Raw genomic sequence first — 11,857 nt, 5'->3', positions numbered from 1 at the left:
GTTATAACCACTTCAGGAAAGCCTAGAGTGATAGTGATGCCTAAAATGACCCTATTGAGTAAATCAGGGGAAGAGGTTGTAGAGGCAGCTAATCCAAACTCAACTGTAAAAGTGGTTTTAGAGGGTGGATTTGAAGCGATGGATATGATTAGAAGAGTTAAAGTAGCTCAAGAATAAAAAAAGAGGCAATGCCTCTTTTTTTATTACTTATTTTTTGAATCTTTTAATTTTTTCTCAGTAGCTCTTATAAATCTAGGAATAAACCACTCTTTTTCTTCTTCTTCTTTTTGATCTTTCTTAGTATAAATTCCTTGAAGTTCGTCATAGTAACCCTGAATTTCACCACTAAATTCATTTTTATCTTTTATAGGATATTTTTTAAGGTGTGGAAAATTTTTATCTAGTATAGCATTCCATTCTTCTACTTGCGTTTTGTGTAAAGATAGGAATAAATCGACATCACCTGTAAACTTAACTTCTTTAATAACATCTCCAACTTCTAATTTTTTGATGTTATTAAAATCTTTTTCTTCAATGTATTCTCCAAATATAGTATGCTTATTATTTAGCCAATCAGCAGGATAAAGAGTAAAGAAGAACTGAGATCCACCTGTTTCAGGTCCTGTATTTGCCATAGCTAACATTCCAGGTTGATAGAAATCTAACCATTTTGAAAATTCATCTGGAATAGAATAACCAGGTCCACCATCTCCTCTTCCAGTAGGGTCACCACCTTGAACTACAAAGTTTTCAACAGCTCTATGAATTTTTGTGTTGTCATAGAATCCTCTTTTTGCAAGATTTATAAAGTTAGCTACAGTTACTGGTGAAGCTTCAGGATACAGATAGAAACTAATATCCCCTTGTGTTGTTACAAAAGTAGCTCTAATATCGTTATATTTTACTGCTTGAGTCCTGCTAGTAGATGAACAACTTACAATTACAGCTAACATCATTACTAGAGATAGTAACTTAATGATTTTTTTCATATACGCCCTCCTGTTTTTTCTGTTAGTATTATACTATATAAAAACCTATTTTACAAAGTACTTTTGAAAACTTTTTGTAGATAGAGTTAAAGCTACGGATAAAACAATAAGTAATACAGATAATGCATTTACAACTGGAGATACTCCCAATCTAATCATAGAGTAGATTCTTAACGGTAATGTAGAGGAGCCAGGTCCAGCAACAAAGAAAGTTGTAACAAAGTCATCAAATGATAGTGTCAAAGCCATTAAAAATCCGGATATTATGGCAGGTGTCAACATAGGTAGGATAACTTTTTTCAATGTTTGAAACTCATTGGCGCCAAGATCATGGGCGGCTTCAACAATAGAATAGTCAAATTCACCAAGCCTAGATAGTACAATAAATAGAACAAAAGGTATATTAAATGTTGTATGAGCTATAAAGATACTCGTAAGACCTAGTTCTAATTTGACAGTAGCAAACATAATTAAAAGAGATACTCCCAAAATTATATCTGGAATAACTAGAGGTAAAAAGGTAATGACTTTTAAATAATTTTTATGCTTAAAATTATACCAATGTATACCAATAGCTCCTAAAGTTCCAATCAATGTTGAGATTGTACTAGATAAAATAGCTATAATTAAACTATATTTAAAAGCTTTCCAAATGTTATCAGAATATAGAAATAGTTCCTTATACCATCTCAATGAAAATCCTTGCCAAGTACTAGATCTACCTTCGTTAAAAGAGTACATGGCAAGAATTACTAGTGGTAAATAAAAGAATATCATAGAAAGAATGAAGAAAAATAAAGATGTTCTTCTTTTATTCATCACTTACCTCCTTAGGTTTTTTTTCGGCTCTCATAAAAATAAGTAGAGCAATAGATGTAACTATGATGAGCATTGCAGATATAGCAGAGGCTAAAGGCCAATTTCTTGTTACCGTTAAATGTTGCGCAATAATGTTTCCAAGCATAGTGGCTTGTGTACCGCCGACAAGCTTAGGGATGGCATAAGATCCCATAGCAGGAATAAAAGTAAATAGAATAGACGTTATTATACCAGGTCTAATATTAGGTAAAAAAACCTTTCTAAACGCTTGACTATTAGTAGCCCCTAAATCTCTTGCTGCTTCAACTAGAGAAAAATCAAATTTTTCAATAATAGCATAAAGAGGTAAAATAGCAAAAGGTAAACTTGTATAAACCGTAATTAAAATAACTGATCCAGTGTTATACAGTAGTTTTAATGGAGTTTCAATTATTCCTAATTTAATAAGAAATGTATTTAAAAATCCATTTGAACCCAGTATTGATATCCAAGCATATATTCTAATCAGAAAATTAGTCCAAAAAGGAATAATAACGAGAATAAGCAGTTCTTGTTTGAACTTAGATTTAGCAATAAAGTATGCCGTAGGTATAGCTAAAAGTATTGTTATAAAAGTTACAACAATAGATATATATATTGTTCTAAATAATATTTTCAAAAATATGGGCTCAAAAAATACATTGAAATTTTTGAGAGTGAAGATCATCTGAACTCCACCATAGGTACCCTTTGTTAAAAAAGCATAACTTAAAACAATAAGCATTGGAATGACAAAAAATATAGACATCCAAAGAGTTAAAGGAATACTATAAAAGTTTCCAGGAGATATTTTTTTCAATTATATCACCTCAACTAAAAAACTATCATCAGCATGCCAAGATATATAAGCATCTTCATCCCAGTGTATTGTATCATTATCTTCTTCATCAAAATAGACAGCGTGTTGCTTGAAGGCTTTAAAAAGAATATTTTTATTACCATTTACCCAAACAAAATATTTACTTTGAAATCCAGAATAGATAAGCTCATCAACATAAACTTTTAAAATATTATGTTTATTTGAAAGACCGGTAGGGATATATTTAGAAACTCTAATTTTCTCTGGTCTTATAGAAACTCTGATTTTATCTCCGATTTTAACGGGTTTATCCAGTTCAAAAACTAGTTCACCTAAAGAATCACTTTGAATTTTACCGTATATTTCGTCAAAGATTTCAGTGACAGTACCTTCAAAAAAGTTATTTTCGCCAATAAAATCTGCTACAAATGAGTCAGCAGGAGCTTCGTAAACTTCAGCGGGCGTTCCTACTTGTAGAACTTCTCCTTTGTTCATAACTGCAATACGGTCAGAAATAGACAAAGCTTCTTGTTGGTCATGAGTAATAAAAATAAAAGTTATCCCAACTTCATCATGAATATTGTCAAGTTCAATCAAAAGATTTTGTCTTAACTTAGCATCTAGGGCTGATAGTGGCTCATCCAGCAGTAGAACACCAGGTTTATTGATAAGAGCTCTAGCAATTGAGACTCTTTGTTGTTGTCCACCAGAAAGCTGACTTGGTTTTTTGTACATATGATCTTTTAAATCAACAAGCTCAATAAATTTTTTCACTTCAGTATCGATTGTGTTCTCATCAATTTTTTTTAACCTAAGAGGGAAGGCTACATTTTCATAGACTGTTAAATGAGGAAACAAAGCATACTTTTGAAAAATTGTATTTACGTTCCTTTTATTTGGGGCTAATTCAACTATATTCTCATCTCCTAAATAAATTGCACCACTATCAGGAGTTATAAACCCTGCAATTATTCTCAAAAGAGTAGTTTTACCACATCCAGATGGACCCAAAATAGAAAAAAACTCTCCATCTTTAATATTCAAGTTAATATTTTTTAAAACATCAACTCCGTCGAAACTTTTTTTAATATCGACAATTTTAATATCTGTTTTTTTCAATTTTACCTCCTAATATATAATAAACTTGTTCACAATAACAATATTCTATCATATTTAACAAATAAAATAAACCAGTTTATTTACTATAAATAAAAAAGAATCCTAGCTACACTAGGACTCTCAAATTTTCTTAGAAATGAGCGGGTTCCACGTGACCATAGTCACCATTTCTTTTTTTATAGACAATATTCATATCTCCAGTTTCTGAGTTTGTAAAAACATAGAAATCTTTATTTAAAGCCTCTAATTGTAATATTGCTTCTTCAACATCCATAGGTCTAGGATTAACCGTGATACTTTCAATTTTTTTTGTAAACTCTACAGTGATTGAGTTATCCGAAGATTCAAATGTAATCTTTTTAGCACTAGGAACATTATGTGAAGAATGATTATTATCTCTTAATTTTTCCTTATGCTTTTTAATTTGTTTTGCTAAAATTTCAGTTACACGATCTATTGCATTATAAAGGTCGTCATCTGTATAGACACCTTTAATTACATTTCCGTTTACATGAACTCTGGCATCAACTCTTTGTAGAGGTCCTGTTTTTGATTTTGTAGCAGATAAAGTTACATTTACAGTTAAGATGTTATCAAAGAATTTTTTTAGTTTAGAAAAATTTTTTTCACAATGATTTTTGATGGCATCAGTAATAACAAGATCCCCGTTAGTATTATAATTTATTTTCATACAAACCACCCCTTATGGATATTTATGTAGCTTTCTTACCTTATCTATACATTTATTCTGAAAGAATTCCTTTTTTTAAGAATAACTTTTTATTAGATATCTCAGCAAGCTCTCTTGAATGTGTTACTGTTACGATAGTTTGACGTTTTTTGTTGTTAATTTGTTTAAAAATATTAAAAATTTTTTCACTGGTTTCGTTGTCTAAATTTCCTGTAGGTTCATCCAGAAGTAAGATTTTAGGATTATTAATCAGTGCTCTTGCAATGGCTACTCTTTGCTTTTCCCCACCAGAAAGTTCAGTTGGCTTGTGGTGAGCTCTATGGTCAACACCAACCTCTCTAAGAAGTTCAAAAGCTCTTTTTTCAATCTCTTTTTTTTGGGAATAATCTTGAGTTAGAGCGGGAATCATAACATTTTCTAAAGCCGTGAACTCGGGTAATAGATAATGAAATTGAAAAACGAATCCAATTTTTTTATTTCTAACTGAGTCAATATTAGAGCTATTTACGGATATAATTTCATTGTCAATATAGATTTCTCCAGAAGTAGGAGAATCTAAAAGACCAATTAGATTTAAAAGCGTAGTTTTTCCAGAACCGGATTGTCCGAGAATGGATATGAAATCTCCCTCTTCTATTTTTAGGTTTAGATTCTTAATGATTTCTAAAGTTTCTGTTTTAGTTGAATAATTTTTACAAATATTTTTTAATTCAAGCACAATTTTTTTAGTCATGTCTTAAGGCCTCCACAATTTTTAATTTTCCAGCTCTATATGCAGGGAATACACTAGATAAAAATATCAATAATATATTTGCTCCCACAATAGTCAGCAGTTCCTTTGAAGATAATTCTATTGGAACTTTTGTCAGATAGTATATGGATGATATTCCGGGAAGCGAATAGGTTTTGATATACCAGAGTAAAAACAGAGATATAATAACTCCAAAGATAATACCGATCAATCCAAGAATAATTCCTTGAATTAAAAATATTTTGATAATAGAAGCATGGGATATTCCCACAGATCTCATGATTCCAATATATCTAATTTTTTCTCGAACCATTGTATTTAAAATAACCCAGACTACAAAACCAGCAATAACAACAATCAATGAAAATCCTATAATCATAACTGTTTTCTCAAGAGTAAGTGCTTTCAAGAGATTTTGATTAAGGCTTCCCCAGGTTCTATTATAAAGACCTGTATCGATATAAATTTTATTGGAAATTTTGTCAGCATCATATGGATTCTTTAGGATTAAATCTATTGAACTAATTGTTTCGTCTCTTTCAGTCATATATTGAGCAGTTTGAAGAGGTATAATAATCATTGATAAATCATAATCGTAATATCCACTTTGAAAAGTTCCCATAATTTCTAGTTGTAACTCTTTATTATTTGCAGAAATTATACTGATAGAATCTCCAATGTTTCCTCCAATCCTGTTTAAAAGTTCTTCTCCAATAAGAGCTCCTTTTTTATTGGATAAATCAATGTTACCTCTTTTAATTTTACTTTCTAAATTTAGAGCTGGAATAGCTTTCTTTAAGTCTAGACCATCCAATTTAACACCAGATACGTAAGTCCCTAAAATTCCGTTATATTTAACAATTCCCTGAGTTGAAACTTTGGGAATTACCCCCTTAACTTCAGGATATTTTTCAAAAATTTTTTCTAGAGATTTGTAATCTACTAAATTTTCATTTCCAATAACAGTGACGTGACTAGATAGAGATAGAATACTATCTATCATATTTTTATTTAAACCATTTGAAATACCAATAGATACAGTGAGAACTATAATTCCAATAGCGATACCTATAATACCTATAAAGCTTTGTTTTTTGTGTTCAAAAATATGCTTTTTAGCTATAAAAAATTCAAATAACATTATTTCACCTCATAAAGTTAGTTAGTAAAAAGGGTTTTTATTAAAATCTCATTCAATTCATTAGTTGTAATTTTGATATTTAAAGCTTTTTTCAGTTCTGTAAGTTGTTTATCTCCTAAATATTTTTCATCAATAATATTGTCAACATAAAGCATATTAACCTCTTGAGGAGAAAGTTTATTAATTGTTTTTAAAAAAAGATCACCGTAATTTTTAAATTTTTGATTACCAATTCCTCTAATTTTTAACATTTCCCAGCGATTTTGAGGTTTTTTTTCAGCCATTTCCATAAGTGTTAAATCTGAAAAGATAATGTAAGGTGGAACTCCTTCTTTTTGCGCAATTTCCTTTCTCAACTTATTTAAAGTTTCAAAAAGTGGGTCTTCGAAGTAATTAAACGTTACAGATTCGTTGACTTTTCTAAATACAGCTTTAATATTTTTTAAAACCTCAAAAGCTTTAGGAGTTAATTTTAATGTTGGGAAACTTCCAGCACTCTGTTCCAAATAGTTTTCAGATATAAGATAGTATATGAACTCCTCAAGATCGGTTCTATTATGGGAAGCCATAATACCAAATGTAGTTAGTTTGAAATATTCTTTTCTTTCAATTTTTGTATCCATTTTTCCCATTAAAATATTTGTAAGAGTTGAGATACCGATACTTTCCTTTGTACGTCCAATACATGAAAAAACTTTTTGTGCATCTAGAGTAAAAGATTTCACATCTTTAAAATTTTTACAATTCCCACAATTTCCACAGTAATTTTTGATTCTTTTATCGCCAAAATATTTAAGTATATACTCTCTATAACAACTTTCTAAATAAGCATAATCGACCATTTGATCAAGTTTTTTTCTCTTTGTATTTTTTAAATATTTTGAGCTTTCTTCATTTTGCTCAATCAAAAACTCTTGTGTAGATACATCCTCTTCAAAGAAAAGGAGTATTGCTTCACATGGAGCACCGTCCCTTCCAGCTCTTCCAGCTTCTTGATAATAACTTTCTAAATCTTTTGGAATATTTCGATGGATTACATATCTAACATTAGATTTATCAATTCCCATGCCAAAAGCATTTGTTGCAATCATAACCTTGATATCGTCTTTTAAAAATTTCTCTTGGAATTCACTTCGCTCTTTTTCATCTAAACCGGCATGATATTTTCCAACATTAAATTCTTTAAGTTGTAGATAACTATATAAGTTATCTACTTCTTTTCGAGTAGCAGCATATATAATTCCAGATTTTTTCGGGTTTCTTTTTAAATATTCACAAATAAATGCCTCGGGAACAACACCTCTTTCAACTTTAAATGTGATATTTTCCCTATCAAAACCATCAACTGAAATTTTAGGTGTTTGCAATTTTAGTTTTTCAATTATATCTTGTCGAACTTTACTTGTAGCAGTTGCAGTAAGAGCTAAAATTTGAGGTCTTTGATTGATTTTATCCAAAAAATCTGGAATTTTTAAGTAACTCTTTCTAAAGTCATGTCCCCATTGTGAAATACAGTGAGCTTCATCAACAGCAATCATTGACAATTGAACATTTTTTATAAAATTTATAAATTTCTCATTTGCTAATCTTTCTGGTGCAATGTAAAGAATTTTGATACTTTTATTTTTAATGCCTTGAACCAGATTAAGATACTCATCTTTACTGAGTGTAGAGTTTAGAAAACCAGCTCTTATTCCTAGATATTTTAAAGAGTCGACTTGATCTTTCATCAATGAAATAAGAGGAGATATAACAATAGTAAGATGAGGGTAAAGTAGGGCAGGAATTTGATAACAGATTGATTTACCACCACCAGTAGACATAATACCCAAGGTATCTTTTCCAGTCAGAATATTATCTATAATTATATTTTGCCCTTTTCTAAAGTTTTCATATCCATAAATAGTTTTTAACAACTCTTTTGCTTTTGTCTTCATAACTTCCTTTCCATTTAAAAGTTAATTTCTTAATAGATTTTATCATAATAAAGATATTTTTTATATAAATAATATTCAATTTTATTAAAAATCATAGTAAAATGTAATAAGTATAAAAAATGGAGGAAAAAATGATTTTAGTAAAATATGAGGACTTATTAAAGAAAAAGAACTATACTTTAATAGATGTAAGAACTCCAAAAGAGTTTAAAGAAGAGCCCATCCCAGGGGCTATAAATATACCGTTACTTTTGGATGAAGAGAGAGTTGATGTTGGAACTGCTTATAAACAAGTTTCACCTGAGAAAGCAAAAGAGTTAGGAGTTGAAGCTATTGCGAAAAGACTACCTGAAATATTTAGAGAGGTTCAAAAGCATGCTAAAGGTAGATTAGCATTTTATTGTGCTCGTGGTGGTATGAGAAGCGGCTCGATGTCAGCTTTATTTGAAGCTTTAGGATATACAACTTGGAAATTGGAGGGAGGATATAGAGCATACAGACAGTATATTTTAGAAAATATAGAAAATTATAATAAAAATGTTAAATATATTGTTTTACATGGAAAAACTGGTATAGGAAAGACAAAAATTTTGCAACAGTTAGAGAAAAAAGGATATTCGGTTTTAGATTTAGAAAAAATGGCTAATCATAAAGGGTCATTTTTTGGTGGAGTATGTGAAAAAGAGGAACAGAGTCAGAAGAAATTTGATTCATTAATTTTTGACTATTTTTATAAAAATAAACCACAATATGTAATTGCAGAAAGCGAAAGTAAAAGAATAGGAAATGTTTATGTACCAGAAAATATATTTCAGTCCTTAGGAAATGGTGTGCATTTATCGCTGGAAACAACAATAGAGAATAGATTAGAAGTGATAAAAGAAGACTATGCTGGAGCGACAATTGACGAACTTCAAAACTGTTTAGTTAAAGTGGGAAGATATATAAAAAAAGAAAAATATGAAGAGTATTCTCAAATGTTAAGAGATAATAAGATAGATGAGCTTTCAAAAGCACTTATGATAGATTATTATGATCCTCTTTATCAAAGGAGTATTGAAAAATATCTCTATGATTCAGAGATATTCTATGAAACTATAGATGAAGGAGTAGAGAAAGTGGTGAGATATCTAAATGAAAAAGGTATTTTTGAAAAAGAGGTCGTTAAATAAGATATTTATAGTTTTGTCATCATTTGCATTAGCTGTTCTAATATATTTACTTTTTAGAAGCAGAAAACTTTTTTATTATCAAATTATTGAGCTGATGAATTTAGATTCGTATGTCAAATATGTAAGAAAAATTGTCTGGAGTTATAGAAAACAGATACCAAATTGGGTAATATATTCTTTACCGGATGGTCTATGGCTATTTTCAATGGGAGTATCCATTTTGCACAGCAGAGTTTTTTATAAAAAAGCTCAAACTATATTTAATATAATTTTTTTATCTATGATTGGAGTAGAAGTATTTCAGGGAGTTTATGGGGGACATGGTACCTTTATAGGTACTTTTGATGGAGCAGATGTAATTTGCTATATTATTGGGTATATAGCGGCTTCTGTATTGGGATATTTAATTTGGACTAGAAATTCTAAAGAAAGAGTAATAGAAAATGGGGACGAAGTTCTAAAGAAAGAGAGGAAAAGAATCCTGATAATTATTGTTGTTTTCATAATATTGGGATTCTTTCCGGCTTTAGTAACATAGTTATTTTAATATAATGGTATTATTTTCTAATGATTCAATAATAGCAAGGGATTCAAGATGGATTCCTTGCTCTTTTAATATATTTCCACCCGGTTGAAATCCTTTCTCGATAACTATTCCAACACCTTCAAGAGAAGCGCCAGCCTGTTCGATTATATTTTTAAGACCAATGATGGCGTTCCCCATAGCTAAAAAGTCATCAACAATAAGAATATGATCTTCTGGAGACAGAAATTCTTTAGAAACAGTTATATTATAATCGGTTTTTTTTGTAAAAGAGTGAACAGTTGCATTGTAGGCGTCGCCCATTGTAGAGGGTTTTTTCTTCTTGGCAAAGACCATGGGTACTTTAAAAGCATAAGCAGCAGCAATACCAATTGCAATTCCAGACGCCTCTATTGTAAGGATTTTATTTATATTTTTTTTAGCGAAACGCTTTTTTAGTTCTTCTCCAATCTCTATCATTAAAATGGGATCTATTTGATGATTAATAAAACTATCCACTTTTAAGATAGAGCTATCAGTAACTGACCCGTATTTTTTTATGTATTCTTTTAATAATTTCATGTATCTTCCTCCAAAATTTTTAATTTTTTTAAATCATTTTGTGTATCTATATCAAAAAATTCCTTAGAATTTCTAAAATCATATCTTATAAAGTTTTCTTTTTTTAAAATTTCACGTCCTCCGCTATCACCTTTGAGATTTATCAGCTCATTACGGTAACGTTTTGGAAAAAGCACAGGGGCTTTTTTACTTCCATTTATAAATGGGACTATAATTTGATTATATTTTTGAAATTCATAAATCAATCTTAGTAGAGTATTCTTTGTCAGAAAAGGCATATCTCCTGGAATAAATAGATAGCCAGATAAAGATGCGTTCAAAGTTCCTAATACAACAGAGTAACTTTGACCAAATTCTGGCTTGGGGTTGTTTATATAGGAGTAGCCATATTTATAGCTTAACTTATCATGAAAAGAGTTTTTCCCAATAACTATTTTTTCTTTAAACTTTATTTGAGAGATATTTGAGAGAGTTTGTTCTAATATAGTTTTTCCATTGGATAGTTTAAAAGTTAACTTATCACCTAAAAACCTCTTTGAAAAACCTGCAGCTAAAACGATTGGAGTAATATTTTTAAAAATAAAAAACTCATTCTTAAAAATAGAACCAAAATAGATTTTAGAGGTGATATTAATGCTATTTACAATATTAAAAAATTCTTCAAATAAAGTGATGGATTCGATTTTATTAAAAAATAGTATTTTTTCATTTGAGAACCCCTTAAAAAGGTGATTAGAACTAATATAATCTATATAATCATTTTTTTCAATAATTTTATTGGAGTTAAAATATTGCCTTTGAAAAAGATCAAATCGGTGTATAGTATCTTCATTTTTTTCTTTACCTAAACTTGTAATATCAACAATAGCAATTGTTTTAGATGAATTTGGATAAATAACAGGCTCATTATTTTTCCAACCTTTTAGCGCTTTATTGGCACTTCCGTCAGCTTCGATTAAAATAAAATCAAAATATTTTTTTAATTTATCTAAATCTTCAAAAGAGATGGAAGCAATTTTATTATTTTGAATTTTGGAACAAAAAATATGTATAAAATTATCCTGAGGAGATATAGAATCAATCTCTTCAGGATATATGAAAATAAAACTATTATTTTCTGTGTTCTCTGGTTTGAAGATTTTAGTGGTTGTAACTATTAGGACAGTTCCTCTTTTTTTTAATTTATTCGCTAAATAAAACATCAATGAAGTTTTTCCACCTGCTCCAGTGATAGATATAATATCTCCTTTGATGAGATTGAAAAGTTCTGGCATAAAAATTTCCTCCCACTTTGA

Annotated in this window: 12 protein-coding genes; 2 read left to right on the top strand and 10 right to left on the bottom strand. The window is 29.7% G+C overall.

The window, feature by feature from the left end; translation table 11 throughout:
• Nucleotides 1-203: 203 nt before the first annotated feature.
• From ACWI69_RS08440 to recQ, 8 genes are all read right to left on the bottom strand, one after another.
• Nucleotides 204-989, bottom strand: a complete 786-nt coding sequence (locus ACWI69_RS08440; protein WP_448821401.1) for a peptidylprolyl isomerase — start codon at nucleotides 987-989, stop codon at nucleotides 204-206.
• Between the two features lie 45 nt (nucleotides 990-1,034).
• Nucleotides 1,035-1,808: an ABC transporter permease gene (locus tag ACWI69_RS08435; protein WP_448821400.1), complete on the bottom strand. Its 774-nt coding sequence runs from the start codon at nucleotides 1,806-1,808 to the stop codon at nucleotides 1,035-1,037.
• Entirely contained in the window at nucleotides 1,801-2,646 is an 846-nt protein-coding gene (locus ACWI69_RS08430) for an ABC transporter permease (RefSeq protein ID WP_448821399.1), read from the bottom strand. The genes ACWI69_RS08435 and ACWI69_RS08430 overlap by 8 nt, the downstream gene beginning before the upstream one ends.
• Nucleotides 2,647-3,765: an ABC transporter ATP-binding protein gene (locus tag ACWI69_RS08425; protein ID WP_448821398.1), complete on the bottom strand. Its 1,119-nt coding sequence runs from the start codon at nucleotides 3,763-3,765 to the stop codon at nucleotides 2,647-2,649.
• Nucleotides 3,766-3,895: 130 nt separating this feature from the next.
• Nucleotides 3,896-4,456 carry a ribosome hibernation-promoting factor, HPF/YfiA family gene (gene hpf / locus ACWI69_RS08420; protein WP_448821397.1) on the bottom strand — a complete coding sequence of 187 codons (561 nt, stop codon included), beginning with the start codon at nucleotides 4,454-4,456 and terminating at the stop codon, nucleotides 3,896-3,898.
• Nucleotides 4,457-4,508: 52 nt separating this feature from the next.
• Nucleotides 4,509-5,189: an ABC transporter ATP-binding protein gene (locus tag ACWI69_RS08415; RefSeq protein ID WP_448821396.1), complete on the bottom strand. Its 681-nt coding sequence runs from the start codon at nucleotides 5,187-5,189 to the stop codon at nucleotides 4,509-4,511.
• Nucleotides 5,182-6,348, bottom strand: coding sequence for an ABC transporter permease (locus tag ACWI69_RS08410; protein ID WP_448821395.1), 1,167 nt, complete (start codon nucleotides 6,346-6,348; stop codon nucleotides 5,182-5,184). The genes ACWI69_RS08415 and ACWI69_RS08410 overlap by 8 nt, the downstream gene beginning before the upstream one ends.
• A gap of 17 nt (nucleotides 6,349-6,365) precedes the next feature.
• The gene (gene recQ / locus ACWI69_RS08405; RefSeq protein WP_448821394.1) at nucleotides 6,366-8,285 is read right to left on the bottom strand and encodes a DNA helicase RecQ; all 1,920 of its coding nucleotides are present in this window, start codon (nucleotides 8,283-8,285) and stop codon (nucleotides 6,366-6,368) included.
• Between the two features lie 131 nt (nucleotides 8,286-8,416).
• On the opposite strand from recQ, the gene mnmH reads away from it, so the two are divergent.
• Together mnmH and ACWI69_RS08395 are read left to right on the top strand one after the other, a co-directional pair.
• On the top strand, nucleotides 8,417-9,457 hold the full coding sequence (mnmH, locus tag ACWI69_RS08400) for a tRNA 2-selenouridine(34) synthase MnmH (protein WP_448821393.1): 1,041 nt from the start codon (nucleotides 8,417-8,419) through the stop codon (nucleotides 9,455-9,457).
• On the top strand, nucleotides 9,420-9,995 hold the full coding sequence (locus tag ACWI69_RS08395; protein ID WP_448821392.1) for a hypothetical protein: 576 nt from the start codon (nucleotides 9,420-9,422) through the stop codon (nucleotides 9,993-9,995). The genes mnmH and ACWI69_RS08395 overlap by 38 nt, the downstream gene beginning before the upstream one ends.
• On the opposite strand, the gene ACWI69_RS08390 is transcribed toward ACWI69_RS08395, so the two are convergent.
• Complete coding sequence (locus ACWI69_RS08390) at nucleotides 9,996-10,562, bottom strand: xanthine phosphoribosyltransferase (protein ID WP_448821391.1); 567 nt, start codon at nucleotides 10,560-10,562, stop codon at nucleotides 9,996-9,998.
• Nucleotides 10,559-11,836 carry a selenium cofactor biosynthesis protein YqeC gene (gene yqeC, locus ACWI69_RS08385; protein ID WP_448821390.1) on the bottom strand — a complete coding sequence of 426 codons (1,278 nt, stop codon included), beginning with the start codon at nucleotides 11,834-11,836 and terminating at the stop codon, nucleotides 10,559-10,561. Before yqeC ends, ACWI69_RS08390 begins: the two co-directional genes overlap by 4 nt.
• Nucleotides 11,837-11,857: the final 21 nt, after the last annotated feature.

The organism is Cetobacterium sp. (genome assembly GCF_977044495.1).
The sequence above is the reverse complement of the archived record's forward strand: the minus strand, read 5'-3'. Positions and strand labels throughout refer to the sequence as shown.